At 70.0% G+C, this 14,930-nt stretch carries 16 protein-coding genes; 8 read left to right on the plus strand and 8 right to left on the minus strand.

Annotated elements, in window-relative coordinates; genetic code table 11:
* Positions 1-142: 142 nt before the first annotated feature.
* Entirely contained in the window at positions 143-349 is a 207-nt protein-coding gene (locus IG08_RS0100105) for a hypothetical protein (protein WP_030594348.1), read from the minus strand.
* Positions 350-422: 73 nt separating this feature from the next.
* Positions 423-1,007, minus strand: a complete 585-nt coding sequence (locus IG08_RS0100110; RefSeq protein WP_030594350.1) for a dihydrofolate reductase family protein — start codon at positions 1,005-1,007, stop codon at positions 423-425.
* A gap of 134 nt (positions 1,008-1,141) precedes the next feature.
* On the opposite strand from IG08_RS0100110, the gene IG08_RS0100115 reads away from it, so the two are divergent.
* On the plus strand, positions 1,142-1,732 hold the full coding sequence (locus tag IG08_RS0100115) for a TetR/AcrR family transcriptional regulator (RefSeq protein WP_030594353.1): 591 nt from the start codon (positions 1,142-1,144) through the stop codon (positions 1,730-1,732).
* A 13-nt stretch (positions 1,733-1,745) separates the two neighbouring features.
* On the opposite strand, the gene IG08_RS0100120 is transcribed toward IG08_RS0100115, so the two are convergent.
* The 3 genes from IG08_RS0100120 to IG08_RS0100130 form a co-directional block, all read right to left on the minus strand.
* On the minus strand, positions 1,746-2,342 hold the full coding sequence (locus IG08_RS0100120) for a GNAT family N-acetyltransferase (protein WP_030594355.1): 597 nt from the start codon (positions 2,340-2,342) through the stop codon (positions 1,746-1,748).
* 334 nt (positions 2,343-2,676) lie between these two features.
* Positions 2,677-3,753: a family 2 encapsulin nanocompartment cargo protein polyprenyl transferase gene (locus IG08_RS0100125; RefSeq protein WP_030594357.1), complete on the minus strand. Its 1,077-nt coding sequence runs from the start codon at positions 3,751-3,753 to the stop codon at positions 2,677-2,679.
* A 110-nt stretch (positions 3,754-3,863) separates the two neighbouring features.
* On the minus strand, positions 3,864-5,270 hold the full coding sequence (locus IG08_RS0100130) for a family 2B encapsulin nanocompartment shell protein (RefSeq protein WP_030594359.1): 1,407 nt from the start codon (positions 5,268-5,270) through the stop codon (positions 3,864-3,866).
* A 403-nt stretch (positions 5,271-5,673) separates the two neighbouring features.
* Between IG08_RS0100130 and IG08_RS0100135 the strand changes: the two genes are divergently transcribed.
* The gene (locus tag IG08_RS0100135) at positions 5,674-6,264 is read left to right on the plus strand and encodes an N-acetylmuramoyl-L-alanine amidase (protein WP_030594360.1); all 591 of its coding nucleotides are present in this window, start codon (positions 5,674-5,676) and stop codon (positions 6,262-6,264) included.
* A 22-nt stretch (positions 6,265-6,286) separates the two neighbouring features.
* Complete coding sequence (locus IG08_RS0100140; protein WP_030594362.1) at positions 6,287-7,180, plus strand: 1-aminocyclopropane-1-carboxylate deaminase/D-cysteine desulfhydrase; 894 nt, start codon at positions 6,287-6,289, stop codon at positions 7,178-7,180.
* 143 nt (positions 7,181-7,323) lie between these two features.
* Here IG08_RS0100140 and IG08_RS0100145 read toward each other — a convergent pair whose 3' ends face one another.
* Positions 7,324-8,919 (minus strand): Na+/H+ antiporter, encoded by a 1,596-nt coding sequence (locus IG08_RS0100145; protein WP_030594364.1) that lies wholly within the window; start codon positions 8,917-8,919, stop codon positions 7,324-7,326.
* A 62-nt stretch (positions 8,920-8,981) separates the two neighbouring features.
* Between IG08_RS0100145 and IG08_RS0100150 the strand changes: the two genes are divergently transcribed.
* The 3 genes from IG08_RS0100150 to IG08_RS53815 all read left to right on the plus strand — a co-directional run bounded on the left by IG08_RS0100150 (position 8,982) and on the right by IG08_RS53815 (position 11,070).
* On the plus strand, positions 8,982-9,242 hold the full coding sequence (locus IG08_RS0100150; RefSeq protein ID WP_030594368.1) for a UBP-type zinc finger domain-containing protein: 261 nt from the start codon (positions 8,982-8,984) through the stop codon (positions 9,240-9,242).
* A 260-nt stretch (positions 9,243-9,502) separates the two neighbouring features.
* Positions 9,503-9,916 (plus strand): ATP-binding protein, encoded by a 414-nt coding sequence (locus IG08_RS0100155; protein ID WP_019058277.1) that lies wholly within the window; start codon positions 9,503-9,505, stop codon positions 9,914-9,916.
* 17 nt (positions 9,917-9,933) lie between these two features.
* Entirely contained in the window at positions 9,934-11,070 is a 1,137-nt protein-coding gene (locus IG08_RS53815) for an RNA polymerase sigma factor SigF (RefSeq protein ID WP_078655364.1), read from the plus strand.
* A gap of 23 nt (positions 11,071-11,093) precedes the next feature.
* On the opposite strand, the gene IG08_RS0100165 is transcribed toward IG08_RS53815, so the two are convergent.
* Complete coding sequence (locus tag IG08_RS0100165) at positions 11,094-11,543, minus strand: hypothetical protein (RefSeq protein ID WP_030594376.1); 450 nt, start codon at positions 11,541-11,543, stop codon at positions 11,094-11,096.
* A gap of 137 nt (positions 11,544-11,680) precedes the next feature.
* Between IG08_RS0100165 and IG08_RS0100170 the strand changes: the two genes are divergently transcribed.
* On the plus strand, positions 11,681-12,649 hold the full coding sequence (locus IG08_RS0100170) for a diacylglycerol/lipid kinase family protein (RefSeq protein WP_030594379.1): 969 nt from the start codon (positions 11,681-11,683) through the stop codon (positions 12,647-12,649).
* 320 nt (positions 12,650-12,969) lie between these two features.
* A complete protein-coding gene (locus IG08_RS0100175; protein WP_006380970.1) occupies positions 12,970-13,227 on the plus strand; it encodes a WhiB family transcriptional regulator in 258 nt (85 codons plus the stop codon).
* Positions 13,228-13,405: 178 nt separating this feature from the next.
* On the opposite strand, the gene IG08_RS0100180 is transcribed toward IG08_RS0100175, so the two are convergent.
* On the minus strand, positions 13,406-14,872 hold the full coding sequence (locus tag IG08_RS0100180) for a sensor histidine kinase (RefSeq protein WP_030594386.1): 1,467 nt from the start codon (positions 14,870-14,872) through the stop codon (positions 13,406-13,408).
* Positions 14,873-14,930: the final 58 nt, after the last annotated feature.

A 14,930-nucleotide genomic window follows, 5' to 3' on the forward strand; every position in this document is an offset into this window, starting at 1 on the left:
GGCGGCTCTCACAGGGGACGTCGGAGCCGGGGCCGGATTCTCGACACGGGTTCAGGATTCTTCTGGCGGCCGGGTTCTCTTGGCGGCCGGATCCTCTTGGCCGCCGGATCCTCTTGGCCGCCGGATCCTCTTGGCCGCCGGTTCAGGATTTCTTCGCGGTGGGCTTGTCGCCGTGGTCCTCGTCGGACCCGGCGTCCTCGGCGTCCTTGTCGACGTGGGCCTCGCACTCGGGGTTGTGGCACGGGCCGCCCACCCACCGCGGGACCCACGCGCCCAGCGTCTTGTGACGCTGGACGACCGTCTGGACGGGGTGCCGGCAGACGGGACAGACGTGCTTGTCGCTGTCCATGTCTTCAGGGTAGGGCGAAGGGGGCGTCAGCGCTCCTGCTGTACGGGGGTCAGCGCTTCCCGGTGTACGGGAGTCAGCGCTTCCTGCTGTACGTCCGCACGAAGACGCCGTTTTTGAAGAGGCGCACCTCGTCGAGCCCGAACTCGGCGACCGCGAAGCCGGACCCGAACATCGGCATGCCGGTGCCGAGCACGATCGGGTACGTCTTGACGACGAGTTCGTCGATCTCGTCGAGCAGTTCACCGGCGAGCTTGGAGCCGCCGCACAGGTAGATCCCGAACTCGCCCTCCTCCGCCTTGAGTTCGCGCACCTTGCCGACCACGTCGTCCGCGACGATCTCGACGTGCGGGTCGGGCGACTCCTCCAGGGTGCGAGAGGCGACGTACTCGCGCAGGTGGGCGTAGGGGCTGGTGATGCCCTCCTTGAGCGCCACGTCGTAGCTGCCGCGCCCCTGGACGACCGTGTCGTACTTCTGGTTCTCCAGGTCGTCGATGCCGAGGGCCCTGCGGCCGCCGGACCCCATGGTCTCGGGATATTCGGCCTTGAGGAATTCGAAGAACTCCTCGTCCACGAAGGGGTACATGAACGACGCGTCGCCGCTCTCGTCCCCGATGAAGCCGTCGATCGAACAGGCGATGAAGTACGTGAGCTTTCGCAAGCTTGTCTCTTCTCGTAGGTGGGTTGCGCCCTTGGTTGCGTCCTGATTGTGAACCACTGTAGTTGTAGTGCTTCACTTGTAGTGGTTGCAAGGGTATTTTCGGGACCGGACGCAACTGGGAGGGGAGATTCCGTATGGCCAGCAATCCGGAGCGGCGGGCCGCGCTCGTCGACGCGGGGGTCGAGGTGCTCGCCCGCGAGGGGGCGCGCGGGCTGACGTTCCGCGCGGTGGACGCCGAGGCCGGGGTGCCCGTGGGCACGGCCTCGAACTACTTCACCGGCCGCGACGACCTGCTGCGGCAGATCGACTCCCACCTGCACGTACGGCTCGCACCGGACCCCGACATGCTCGCCGAGCTGATGACGAGACCGAAGGACCGCTCACTGGTCACGGCGTTCATGCACGACCTGATGGCCCGCGCGACCCGCGACCGCACCGGCTATCTGGCCCTCCTGGAGATGCGCCTGGAGGCCACCCGCCGCCCCGAACTGCGCGCCTCCTACACCAAGTCGATGCGCGCCGACCTGGAGTACGGCATGGAGCTCCACCGGGACGCGGGCCTGCCCGGCGGGGACGAGACCGTCACCGTGCTCTACCTCGCGATGCTCGGGCTGATCCTGGAGCACCTGACGCTGCCGGGCGTCCTCGACGGCATCCTGCCCGGGGTGAGCGTCCCGGACGGGCTGGTGGAACGGATCGTGGCGACGGTCGTACCGGAGCGATAGGTCTGGCGACAGGTCACCCGCGGGGCTCGCGCCACATCGGCCACATCTGCGGGCCGTCGGGGAGGTCGAGAGGGCGGTCGGGAAGCTCGAAGCCGAGGCGCTCGTACAGCTTCCTGCTGCGGGCACTGCTGGCCTCAAGGTAGGCGGGCAGGCCCTCGCGGTCGCAGCGGTCGAGGACCGGAGTCATGAGCGCGGTGCCGAGGCCCTCGCCCTGGCGCTCGGGGGCCACGCCGATCATCCACAGGTACTCGTGGGCCCGGCCGGAGGGGTGGATCGCGTTCGTCAACCGGCCGATCAGCTCGATGCGTTCGTTGTCCGGATCGATGCCGGCGCGCAGTTGGGCGGGGCCGTCCTCGCCCTCGGGATCGTGTTCGTCCGCGGGCACGGACATCCACAGCGCGCATGCCGTGCCGTCCTCGGTGAGGTCGATACGGCCCACGGTGAGCACGATGTCGGTGAACGCGGCCATGAGCCGGTGGTGGGTCGTACGGCGGTACTCGTCGTCCGGGAACACCCAGCGGCTCACCGGATCGTCCTGGAAGGCCTCGTCCAACAGCCGCACGACCAGCTCGCGGTCCCCTTCGTCCGCCGCCCGGATCGCCACGCCCATGTTCCGCCCGCCCCTCCGCCTCAACCGACCTTGATCGTACGGTCGTTGACCTTATCCGGTGAACGAAGAGAGACGGGGCCCGCGCACCGTGGGGATGCGCGGGACCCGTCAGCCGGAGACCCCGGCGTCCGCGCGGGGTCAGGAGCCGCACGGTGCCGGGGTCTCCGGGTCTTGGGGCCTGTCCTGAACGGACCTTGCGACGTCGGCTGCGGTTCGGCAGGGCCCCTGAAGGGGCGCGGGGCTGTGTCGATGTGCGGCTCCGCCGCGTGGGCGCGACCAGCCCCCACCGGCCCGCGCCAAACGAACCACAGAACGAACCGCAGAACCAGCGGAGCTAGTTACTACGCCTGGTCACGAACTCCGCCAGCGCCAGCAACCCACCCGCCGCCTCCGGATCAGGCACCGCACGGGCCAGCTCCTGCATCGCACGGGCCATCCGGTCGGCCGCCTGTGCCCCCGCCCAGTCACGCCCACCGGCCTGCTCGACGGCGAGCGCAGTCCGCTCCAAGTCCCCTTCCTCATACGGCGATCCGTACAGCTCGGCCAGCTCCGAGGCCGCCGGCGTGCCGGAGCCCAGCGCGGCAACCACCGGCAGCGACTTCTTGCGGGCGGCGAGGTCCGCACCGGCCGGCTTGCCGGTGTTGCGGGGGTCGCCCCATATGCCGATCACGTCGTCGATGAGCTGGAAGGCGAGCCCGGCCTCGCGGCCGAACGCGTCCAGCGCCGCCACGTCCTCGGCGGACGCCCCCGTGTACAGCGCGCCCAGCGCACACGCGCACCCCAGCAGCGCCCCCGTCTTGGCCTCGGCCATGGCGAGCACCTCGTCGAGGGTGACCTCGCCGGGACCGCGCCGCTCCATGGCCAGGTCCGCGTGCTGGCCCTCGCACAGCTCGACGACACAGGCCGCGAGCCGGGCGGCGGCGGCCGCGGCCGCCGGGTGCGGATCCTCGGCGAGCAGCCTGAGGGCCACCGCCTGGAGGGCGTCACCGGCGAGGATCGCGTCGCCGTCGCCGAACACGGTCCACGCGGTGGGCCGGTGCCGACGGGTGGTGTCCCGGTCCATCACGTCGTCGTGCAGCAACGTGAAGTTGTGGACCAGCTCCACCGCCGCTGCCGCCCGTACGGCCGCCGCCCGCGCCCGCGGTCCGCCGAGCGCGGCGGCCGCGGTGAGGACGAGCGCGGGGCGTATCGCCTTGCCCGCGTTGCCCGCCGCCGGTGTGCCGTCGGCGTGCTCCCAGCCGAAGTGGTAGAGCGCGATGCGGCGCATGGAGCCCGGCAGTGATTCGAGAGCGGAGCGCAGCTCGGGGTCGACCGACGCCCGGGCCCGTTCCAGGATCACCCCCGCCTCGTGCCCGTCGAGCGGGCGCGCCTCGGCGGGGCGCGCCTGCATCTCCGTCATGAACTCGGCCATCGGGTTCCCCTCGGTCGGTTCGCGGACGGTGGCGCTTCCGCTGTGGTCGGGCGCATACCGGGGTGTACCCGCCCCGGCGGGCGGGGACACGGCTCCGAGGTGGAGAAACGTCACCTCCAGCGACCGATCTCGACGTTCTCCAGCACGCCGAGCGCGTCCGGCACCAGGACCGCGGCCGAGTAGTACGCCGTCACGAGGTACTTGATGATCGCCTGTTCGTTGATGCCCATGAACCGCACGGACAGGCTCGGTTCGATCTCGTCCGGGATGCCGGCCTGCTGCAGACCGATGACACCCTGGTCGGCCTCGCCGGTACGCATGGCGATGATCGAGGTCGTACGGGCCTCGGTGACCGGGATCTTGTTGCACGGGTAGATCGGCACACCGCGCCAGGTCGGGATGCGGTTGCCGCCCATGTCGATGGTCTCGGGCACGAGGCCGCGCTTGTTGAGCTCACGGCCGATCGCGGAGATCGCGCGCGGATGGGCGAGCAGCAGCTTCGTGCCGCGCCGCCTGCTGAGGAGTTCGTCCAGGTCGTCGGGGCTGGGCACGCCGTCGTGCGGCTGGAGCCGCTGGTCGTACTCGCAGTTGTTCAGCAGTCCGAACTCGCGGTTGTTGATGAGCTCGTGCTCCTGGCGCTCCTTCAACGCCTCGACGGTCAGCCGGATCTGCTGTTCGGTCTGGTTCATCGGCTGGTTGTAGAGGTCGGCCACGCGTGAGTGGATGCGCAGCACGGTCTGGGCGATGCTCAGTTCGTACTCGCGGGGCCTCGCCTCGTAGTCGACGAAGGTGTGCGGGATGTCGGGCTCGCCGTCGTGGCCCGACGCGAGGTCGATCTCCTTCTCGCCGTGCTTGTTGGTGCGCTGCGCGGGGATCGCGCGCAGCTGCTGGAGGTGTTCGCGCAGGGTGTCGGCGCGCTCCGCGATCTGGTCGACGTCCTGGCGGGGCAGGACGAGCACGGTGCAGGCGGTGACCGCGCGGGCGGTGTACTCCCAGATGGCCTCCGGGTCGAGCAGCGACTGGTCGCCGAGATACGCCCCGTCGGCCAGGACGCCGAGGGACTCGTCCTCGCCGTACGGGCCGGTGCCGACCTTCTCCACCCTGCCGTGCGCCAGCAGGAACACCTCGTCGGTCCGACTGCCGAACGACGTGATCACCGCGCCCGCGGCGAACTCCCGCTGCTGGCAACGCTGGGCGAGCTCGGAGAGCACCTCGTCGTCCTCGAACGACCGCAGTGCGGGCAGCTCCCTCAACTCAGCCGGGATCACCTCGACGCGGTCGCCGGTCTTCACGAACGTGACCCGGCCGTCCCCCACGGCGTAGGTCAGTCGCCGGTTCACCCGGTACGTACCGCCCTGCACGTTCACCCAGGGCAGCATGCGCAGCAGCCAGCGGGAGGTGATCTCCTGCATCTGGGGTGCGGACTTGGTGGTGGTGGCCAGGTTCCGCGCGGCTGCCGTGCCGAGACTCTGCTGCGGCCGGTCCTGCTCGCTGCGGATCTCTTCGCCTACCGACATAAAGAATTGCCTCCCGGGTCATGCCCGGACGCACCCTGCGCCCGGGCATCGATGTGCACGGCCCACCCTTCCTCACGGAACGTGCCAGTGGTATTACACGAAAGAGCGGGAATGGATCACCGCTGACTGGGCATGCGTGCGATTCCTGTCCACCGCCTGTCCATTTCCTGTCCGAGCGTGGGGCGGCCAGCCACGACGGCGCCGCAGCCGAACGACGGCACAACGCGGCACTCCCAGCGGTGCGCTCGGCGTTCGGCCTTGCGAACGGAACGCCGTTGTCCGAATCGGCTCGCACGCTGTGCGAACGAGGAGTCGGGGCCCGCCGGTTTCGGTACAAGCAGCGGTACGAGGCGGTCGCACCCGGCGGCCGGCTGCGGGGCGCAGGAACACGAAGGAGACAGCCATGGCCTCACCCATGTCCGCGGGCAGATTCCTGGCCGTTCTGCGGGCGGAGGGTGCCACCGTCGTCGAGGTCGGCGACTGGGAACACCACAACCGCAACCACAAGGGCCCCTGGGGGCCCGTCCACGGCGTGATGATCCACCACACGGTGACCAAGGGCGCCGCGCGGACCGTGGAGCTGTGCCGCAAGGGCTACACCGGCCTGCCCGGGCCCCTGTGCCACGGCGTCATCACCAAGGACGGCACCGTCCACCTCGTCGGCTACGGCCGCGCCAACCACGCCGGCCTCGGCGACGACGACGTCCTGCGCGCGGTGATCGCCGAGAAGGCGCTGCCGCCCGACAACGAGGCCAACACCGACGGCAACCGCCACTTCTACGGCTTCGAGTGCGAGAACCTCGGCGACGGCGAGGACCCCTGGCCGGCGCCCCAGCTGGAGGCCATCGAGAAGGTCTCCGCGGCGATCTGCCGCCATCACGGATGGACGCAGCGGTCGGTCATCGGGCACCTGGAGTGGCAGCCGGGGAAGGTGGATCCGCGCGGGTTCACGATGACGCGGATGCGGGAGCGGATCCGGGACCGCCTGAAGTGACGCCCCAGGTCACAATGGTTCCGTGACCGGCCTCGACTCCCTGCACCCTCGCCTCCCCTCCCCCGTGCAGGAACTGTCGGACCCCCGCTTCGCCCGCCACGGCCTCCGCCTCCTCCTCAAGCGCGACGACCTCATCCACCCGGAGCTGATCGGCAACAAGTGGCGCAAGCTCGCGCCGAACCTCGCCGCCGCGGCCGGCCGCACCGTCGTCACCTTCGGCGGCGCGTACTCCAACCACCTGCGCGCCACGGCCGCCGCCGGCCGCCTCCTCGGTCTGCCCACGGTCGGCGTGGTCCGCGGCCAGGAGCTGGCGGACCGCCCGCTGAACCCCTCGCTGGCCCGGTGCGCCGCCGACGGCATGCGGCTCCACTTCGTCGACAGGTCGACGTACCGCCGTAAATCCGAACCGGACACCCTCGCGCGCGTGCTGCACGCGGCCGGCGCCGAGGACGCGTACGTCGTCCCCGAGGGCGGCAGCAACGCGCTCGCGGTACGGGGCTGTAGCGCGCTCGGCGAGGAGCTGCGCGGCCACGCCGACGTCGTCGCCCTCGCCTGCGGCACCGGCGGCACCTTCGCGGGCCTGGCGGCCGGCCTCGCCCCCGACCAGCACGCACTGGGCATTCCGGTTCTCAAGGGCGGCTTCCTGACCACCGACATAGAGGCCCTGCAACAGCGGGCCTTTGGCGGCCCGCGCGGCAACTGGCGCCTCGACGACCGCTTCCACTTCGGAGGCTACGCCCGCACCACCCCCGAACTCGACGCCTTCACCGAGGACTTCGAGAACCGCCACGGACTACGCGTCGAACGTCTCTATGTCGCCAAGTTGCTGTACGGACTTGTCACCCTGGCCGACGAGGCCGCCTTCCCGCGCGGGACGACGATCGCGGCCGTCGTCACGGGCCGCCCGTTCCCGTAGATCTCTGCAAGCCGCCGTAAACCCGGACCTGAGCGGGTCCGGCGAAGTCCCGTACGGTTCGACAGCGCCCCAAAGGGGGGCGGGGAACTGCGCGACCAGCCACGACGGACCCGCAGTCGAAGCACCGGATTTCCAGCGGAGCGCTACGCCGCCTCCCGGTAGGCTGCCGCCTCCTCCAGGTCCAGCCTGCGCAGCAGCGTCCGCAGCATCTCGTCGTCGATGTAGCGGCCGTCCCGCAGCTTCACGAACACCGCGCGCTCGGCGCTGATCATCTCCCGGGACAGACGCCGGTAGGTGTCGTCGACGCTTTCGCCGGTGACCGGGTTGGCCTGGCCGAGGCGCTCCCAGACGGAGTTGCGGCGGCGCTCCAGGACCTGGCGGAGGCGGTCGGCGAGGGGCGGCGGGAGGGCGTTGCGCTCGTCGGCGAGGAGTTCGTCCAGGCGCCGCTCGGCGGCCCGGGAGGCCTGCGCCTGGGCGTTGGCCTCCGCGAGGGTCTCGGCCTGCGCGTCCCGGCCCGGCAGCTTCAGGAAGCGGATCAGCGGGGGCAGCGTCAGACCCTGCAGGACCAGGGTTCCGATGACCGTGGTGAAGGTCAGGAACAGGATGAGGTTGCGCTCGGGGAACGGTTCGCCGTGGTGCATGGTCAGCGGGATCGAGAAGGCGATCGCCAGCGAGACCACGCCTCTCATCCCGGCCCAGCCGATGACGAACGGCGCCTTCCAGGTGGGGTGGTCCTCGCGCTCCCGGATCCGGGCCGACAGCAGACGGGGCAGGAAGGTCGCCGGATAGACCCACACGAACCGGGAGGCGACCACGACGAGGAAGACGGCGACCGCGTACCAGGCGGCGCTGAGACCCTCGTACTCCCCGAGACCCCTGAGGACGACGGGCAGTTGCAGTCCGATCAGGGCGAACACGGCGGACTCCAGAACGAAGGCAACCATTTTCCATACGGCCTCCTCCTGGAGGCGCGTCGCGAAGTCGACCTCCCACGCGCGGTGTCCGAGATAGAGCGCGACGACCACGACCGCGAGGACACCGGAGGCGTGCACCTGCTCGGCCGTCGCGTACGCGACGAACGGGATCAGCAGCGAGAGGGTGTTCTGCAGCAGCGCCTCCTTGAGGTGGGTGCGCAGCCAGTGGAGCGGCACCATCAGCAGCAGGCCGATGCCGACTCCGCCGACCGCGGCGAGCAGGAACTCGCCGATCCCACCGACCCAGGTGGCACCCTCGCCGACCGCGGCCGCGAGGGCCACCCGGTAGGCGGTGATCGCGGTGGCGTCGTTCACCAGGGACTCGCCCTGCAGGATCGTGGTGATCCGGGAGGGCAGCCCCACCCGGCGGGCGACCGCGGTGGCCGCGACCGCGTCCGGCGGCGCCACCACCGCGCCCAGCACCAGCGCGGCGGTCAGCGGCAGCTCCGGCACGATCAGGTAGGCGGCCCAGCCGACCACGAAGGTCGCGAAGAGCACGTACCCCACCGACAGGAGCGCCACGGGCCGCAGTTGCGCCCGCAGGTCGAGATACGAGCTGTCGGAGGCCGACGTGTACAGCAGCGGGGGCAGGAGCAGCGGCAGGACGACGTGCGGGTCGAGGGTGTACTCCGGGACCCCGGGAACGTACGAGATCACCAGTCCCGCCGCGACCAGCAGCAGCGGCGCCGGTACCGGCGTACGCCGGGCGGCCGCGGCGATCGCGGCGCTGCCCGCGACCAACAACAGCAGTGGCATCACGTCCATGGCCCTCGCCCGCCCTCGTTTTTCCGCGCGGTCATGCGCGCACCCGTCGTAATCTGGCAATCATGAAACAGTGCACGCACGCCGACGCGCTGCCGCACCCGGATCCACAGCCGCTCAGCGAGACCTGTCTGGAGTGCCTGGCCGACGGCAGCCACCCGGTTCAGCTGCGGCTGTGTCTCACCTGCGGTCATGTCGGCTGCTGCGACACCTCGCCGGGACAGCATGCGACAAAGCACCACAAGGACTCCGGCCATCCGATCATGCGAACCCACGAACCCGGCGAAGAATGGCGTTGGTGCTTCGTCGACCACGTACTCGTGTGACCCTGGGCGAGCGGGTTTCCGGACGGTTCGACCGTTCGACTGCTGGGTACGTCAACCCGGCGCGCGCTCTTCCCAATTGGGCTCGCAGACCCCCTAGCCACGGAGCGTGTCCGTAGGTTTACTATGAGTGACAGCATGGGGTTGGGGTCCCGGGGACAGGAAAGTCGAGAGCGCGATAGCGTCACCGCTGAACCACACTTCGCGTTACCCCGGGGGGCGACCCTCGGCCCCGAAAAGCTTGTACCACCTTGGAGGTGAGGGTGTCCCAGATCGCAGGCGAGCCCGCGACCCAGGACTTCGTGGAAGTCCGGCTGCCGGCTGCGGGTGCCTACCTGTCGGTGCTGCGGACGGCCACGGCCGGCCTCGCGGCCCGTTTGGACTTCACCCTCGACGAGATCGAGGATCTGCGCATCGCGGTGGACGAGGCCTGCGCGATCCTGCTCCAGCAGGCCGTGCCCGGCTCCGTACTCAGTTGTGTCTTCCGACTTGTCGACGACTCTCTCGAGGTCACCGTCTCGGCCCCGACCACGGACGGTCACGCACCCGCGCGGGACACCTTCGCGTGGACCGTGCTGTCGGCCCTGGCGGGCAAGGTCTCCTCGGCCGTGGACGAGGACAAAACCGTTTCGATCAGCCTCTACAAACAGCGCGGCGCGGGACCCGGGCCGGCGTGAGGAACGGGGACGGGCCGGTGCGGGACGAAGAGCGCGGCACACGGGAGCTGCCGGCCGAGGACGGGCATCGTCCGCCCTGCCCGAGCAATGCCGAGAGCTTGGGTGAAGGCGGTTCCCGACGCATGACGGACGGCATCGACGGCATCCCCGAGCAGGCCCGGCCGCACCCGGAGGAGGACGCCGACACCACAGCGGCGGCCGGTTTCCTGGGCGACGGGCAGCGTGATCGGGAAGGTGCCGTGCAGGGCGCGCCTCCGGCAGCGCGGATCGGGGTCTCCCCTGTCCGAGCCGAGGCGACGGCTCGGAGAAGGGCGACGGGCGGGACGATGAGCGAGCACGAGCGAAACTCGGACGAGCATGCGGCGGGCGCGCAGAGCGTGCCGGTCACGCGCCACGATCCACAGGACCGCAGCGGGGCACGCGCCCTGTTCATCGAGCTGCGCACGCTGAAGGACGGCAGCCCGGAGTACGCGGAGCTGCGCAACCGGCTGGTCCGGATGCATCTGCCGCTCGTCGAGCACCTCGCGCGCCGCTTCCGCAACCGCGGCGAGCCCTTGGACGACCTCACCCAGGTCGCCACCATCGGCCTGATCAAGTCGGTCGACCGCTTCGACCCGGACCGCGGCGTGGAGTTCTCGACGTACGCGACTCCGACGGTCGTGGGCGAGATCAAGCGGCACTTCCGCGACAAGGGCTGGGCGGTCCGGGTGCCGCGCCGTCTGCAGGAGCTGCGGCTCGCGCTGACCACGGCGACCGCGGAGCTCTCCCAGCAGCACGGCCGCTCCCCCACGGTGCACGAACTGGCCGAGAAGCTGGCCATCTCGGAGGAGGAGGTCCTGGAGGGCCTGGAGTCCGCCAACGCGTACTCCACGCTGTCCCTGGACGTCCCCGACACCGACGACGAGTCCCCGGCCGTGGCGGACACGCTCGGCGCCGAGGACGAGGCGCTGGAGGGCGTCGAGTACCGCGAATCCCTCAAGCCCCTGCTCGAAGACCTCCCGCCGCGCGAGAAGCGGATCCTGCTGCTGCGCTTCTTCGGCAACATGACCCAGTCGCAGATCGCGCAGGAGGTCGGCATCTCGCAGATGCACGTGTCCCGGCTGCTGGCCCGGACGCTGGCCCAGCTGCGGGAGAAACTGCTGGTGGAGGAGTAACAGCCGGTTCTACAGCGATCCGGCTACTGCTTGCCGTCCTGCGTTCGGCCCGGACCCCTGATCCCGAGGGCCTGGGTCGTCGCGGGGTTGATCAGCAGCACCAGCGCGGTGACCGCGACGACGGCGAGAGCGATACCGGCCGGGATGGCCACACTGTCGGCCTGCAGCAGGTTGTAGGCCACCGGCAGCGCCATGATCTGGGTGATGATGGCCGGCCCCCGGCTCCAGCCGCGCCGGCCGAGCAGCCCGCGCGCGGCGAGCAGCGGCAGCAGGGCGAGCACGATCAGGGTGACGCCTCCGGTGACGGCCGACTGCCGGTCGTCCGGATCCCCCGCGAGGCCCTCCACCAACATCCAGACGCCCCCGGCGACGAGCGCGAGCCCCTCCAGCGCGGCCAGTGCGGCGGCGTACGTCAGGCGCCGCGGGCGCGGACCGGTGGTTTCGGGGGTGGCGGGGGTCTGCTCGCTGCTCACCCCTGAAGAGTAGCCCTCGACCCACACGCCTCCATGGCGGACCCGTACGCCTCCGTGGCGAGGTTCACGCCCCCGAGTCTTACTTGATCCCTACCTCGCCCTGTGCCCGGTACCACCCAGTAGGTACGCTGCAACTCATGCGTGCACTTCTCGTGGTCAATCCGGCGGCAACCACCACAAGCGCACGTACGCGCGATGTCCTGATTCATGCCCTCGCGAGCGAGATGAAGCTCGAGGCGATCACCACCGAGTACCGCGGCCACGCGCGCGACCTGGGCCGACAGGCGGCGGAGAGCAAGGACATCGACCTGGTCGTGGCCCTGGGCGGCGACGGCACGGTCAACGAGGTCGTCAACGGCCTCCTGCACGCGGGCCCCGACCTCGATCGCCTCCCGGGCTTCGCCGTGGTCCCCGGCGGCTCCACCAACGTGTTCGCCCGCGCCCTGGGCCTGCCCAACGACGCCGTGGAGGCCACCGGCGCCCTGCTGGACGCCCTGCGGGAGGGCAGCGAACGCACGGTGGGCATGGGTCTCGCCGCGGGCACACCGGGCACCGAGGACGAGGCGGTGCCGTCCCGCTGGTTCACCTTCTGCGCGGGCCTCGGCTTCGACGCCGGCGTGGTCGGCCGGGTCGAACAGCAGCGAGAGCTGGGTAAGAAGTCCACCCATGCGCTGTACCTGCGCCAGGTCGTACGTCAGTTCCTGCAGGAACCCCACCGCCGACACGGCACCATCACTCTGGAGCAGCCCGGTGCCGATCCGGTGACCGATCTGGTGCTGTCCATAGTCTGTAACACCTCTCCGTGGACGTATCTGGGCAATCGCCCGGTGTACGCGTCGCCTAAGGCCTCGTTCGATACAGGTCTCGACCTGCTCGGTCTCAGCCGTATGTCCACGGTCGCGGTTGCCCGGTATGGCACCCAGTTGCTCGCTTCGTCCCCCGAGCGCGGACCCCACGGCAAGCACGTGACCTCCCTGCACGACCTGACCGAGTTCACCTTGCATTCGAAGGTGCCGTTGCCCCTGCAGATGGACGGCGACCACCTTGGACTGCGTACGAGCGTGACGTTCACAGGCGTACGCCGTGCACTGCGTGTGATTGTGTGAGCAGAAAGGGCTGAAGTCCTTTCACTCGAACGTTTAGGCCAGGGTCCACCCCATAGAAGTACGGCTGTGACCTAGTCGACACCGAGGAATCAAAAAAAACTTTCCGGAAGGGGTTGTATCCGCCGCTGAGGTTTGCGAGTCTCTACGTGGCGATCGAGACGGCCCGCAACACCGGCCTCCACGGATCACCGGAACCCCTCTTCAAAACCCAGGACCACGCCAGGGAAACCTGACGGACGGCCCTTCACTTGTTGAGGGATTCGTGAAAGCGTTCACATTCACAAGCAACCCGCATGTAATACCAAGGAGAGGTAGCAGCCATGGACTGGCGTCACAACGCCGTTTGCCGCGAGGAAGACCCCGAGCTCTTCTTCCCCATCGGCAACACCGGTCCTGCGCTGCTGCAGATCGAGGAAGCCAAGGCCGTCTGCCGCCGCTGCCCCGTCATGGAGCAGTGTCTGCAGTGGGCGCTCGAGTCCGGCCAGGACTCCGGCGTCTGGGGTGGTCTCAGCGAGGACGAGCGTCGCGCCATGAAGCGCCGCGCCGCCCGCAACCGGGCCCGTCAGGCCACCGCCTGACAACCCACCCCGCTAACAGCCTGAGCTTGGCGGCGCGTACAGCGAGTACGCATCTCCCGCCCCCGAGCCGCAGCGCGCAGTACCCCCGATGCGCAGCAAACGCTGGCAACGAGCATGTTGAGCCCCGGACCACCTGAACGGTCCGGGGCTCTTTGCTGTGCACCGGCTTCCTACGACGTCACTTGTGCGACCGCACCGGGACGTCCAGAATCACCCGGGTACCGCCCCCCGGCGCCGGGACCATGTCGAACGTACCGCCCAACTCGCCCTCCACCAGGGTCCGTACGATCTGCAGGCCGAGGTTGCCCGCGGTGTGCGGGTCGAAGCCCTCGGGCAGTCCGACGCCGTCGTCCTGGACGGTGACCAGGAGGCGGGACTCCTTGGTGGTGCCGCCGCGGACCGCGGAGACCTCGACCGTGCCGGTGTCGCCCTCGCGGAAGCCGTGTTCCAGGGCGTTCTGCAGGATCTCGGTGAGGACCATCGAGAGCGGAGTGGCGACCTCGGCGTCCAGGATGCCGAAGCGGCCGGTGCGCCGGCCGGCGACCTTGCCGGGCGAGATCTCGGCGACCATCGCGAGGACGCGGTCGGCGATCTCGTCGAACTCCACGCGCTCGTCCAGGTTCTGGGAGAGCGTCTCGTGCACGATCGCAATCGAGCCGACCCGGCGGACCGCCTCCTCGAGGGCCTCGCGACCGCGGTCGGAGTCGATGCGCCGGGCCTGGAGCCTGAGGAGAGCGGCCACCGTCTGGAGGTTGTTCTTCACCCGGTGGTGGATCTCCCGGATGGTCGCGTCCTTGGTGATCAACTCGCGCTCGCGGCGCCGCAGTTCGGTCACGTCCCGGAGCAGGACCAGCGAGCCGATGCGTGTGCCCTTGGGCTTGAGCGGGATCGCCCGGAACTGGATCACCCCGTCGCGGGCCTCGATCTCGAACTCGCGCGGCGCCCAGCCGCTGGCCACCTTGGCGAGCGCCTCGTCCACCGGTCCGTGGGTCGGGGCGAGTTCGGCGGTGGTCTTGCCGAGGTGGTGGCCGACGAGGTCGGACGCGAGGCCCATGCGGTGGTAGGCGGACAGCGCGTTCGGGGAGGCGTACTGGACGATGCCGTCGGCGTCGAGGCGGATCAGGCCGTCGCCGACGCGCGGCGCGGCGTCCATGTCCATCTGCTGATTCGGGAACGGGAAGGAGCCGGCCGCGATCATCTGCGCGAGGTCCGAGGCGCTTTGCAGATACGTCAGTTCGAGGCGGCTCGGGGTGCGCACGGTGAGGAGGTTGGTGTTGCGCGCGATGACACCGAGGACGCGGCCCTCCCGCCGTACCGGGATCGACTCGACGCGGACCGGGACCTCCTCGCGCCACTCCGGGTCGCCCTCGCGCACGATCCGGCCCTCGTCGAGCGCCGCGTCCAGCAGGGGGCGGCGGCCGCGCGGGACGAGGTGGCCGACCATGTCGTCCTGGTAGGAGGTCGGGCCGGTATTGGGCCGCATCTGGGCTACGGAGACATAGCGGGTGCCGTCGCGGGTGGGGACCCACAGAACGAGGTCGGCGAAGGAGAGGTCGGAGAGCAGCTGCCACTCCGAGACCAGCAGATGGAGCCACTCGAGGTCGGAGGCGTCGAGGGCGGTGTGCTGGCGGACCAGTTCGTTCATGGAGGGCACGTGTGCGAGCGTACCCGCCGGTTTGTGCAGGTCCTAAAAACGGGGGTTG

Origin of the sequence: Streptomyces fulvoviolaceus (genome assembly GCF_000718165.1) — a bacterium.
GTDB lineage: Bacteria > Actinomycetota > Actinomycetes > Streptomycetales > Streptomycetaceae > Streptomyces > Streptomyces fulvoviolaceus.

Bases quoted from the DNA above. Each gene is read 5' to 3' on its own strand.
- IG08_RS0100145 (WP_030594364.1), bottom strand. From the start codon at position 8,919: ATGGACGTGATGCCACTGCTGTTGTTGGTCGCGGGCAGCGCCGCGATC.
- IG08_RS0100120 (WP_030594355.1), bottom strand. From the start codon at position 2,342: ATGGGCGTGGCGATCCGGGCGGCGGACGAAGGGGACCGCGAGCTGGTC.
- IG08_RS0100135 (WP_030594360.1), top strand. From the start codon at position 5,674: ATGGCCTCACCCATGTCCGCGGGCAGATTCCTGGCCGTTCTGCGGGCG.
- IG08_RS0100115 (WP_030594353.1), top strand. From the start codon at position 1,142: ATGGCCAGCAATCCGGAGCGGCGGGCCGCGCTCGTCGACGCGGGGGTC.
- IG08_RS0100130 (WP_030594359.1), bottom strand. From the start codon at position 5,270: ATGTCGGTAGGCGAAGAGATCCGCAGCGAGCAGGACCGGCCGCAGCAG.
- IG08_RS0100125 (WP_030594357.1), bottom strand. From the start codon at position 3,753: ATGGCCGAGTTCATGACGGAGATGCAGGCGCGCCCCGCCGAGGCGCGC.
- IG08_RS0100175 (WP_006380970.1), top strand. From the start codon at position 12,970: ATGGACTGGCGTCACAACGCCGTTTGCCGCGAGGAAGACCCCGAGCTC.
- IG08_RS0100150 (WP_030594368.1), top strand. From the start codon at position 8,982: ATGAAACAGTGCACGCACGCCGACGCGCTGCCGCACCCGGATCCACAG.
- IG08_RS0100180 (WP_030594386.1), bottom strand. From the start codon at position 14,872: ATGAACGAACTGGTCCGCCAGCACACCGCCCTCGACGCCTCCGACCTC.
- IG08_RS0100170 (WP_030594379.1), top strand. From the start codon at position 11,681: ATGCGTGCACTTCTCGTGGTCAATCCGGCGGCAACCACCACAAGCGCA.
- IG08_RS0100105 (WP_030594348.1), bottom strand. From the start codon at position 349: ATGGACAGCGACAAGCACGTCTGTCCCGTCTGCCGGCACCCCGTCCAG.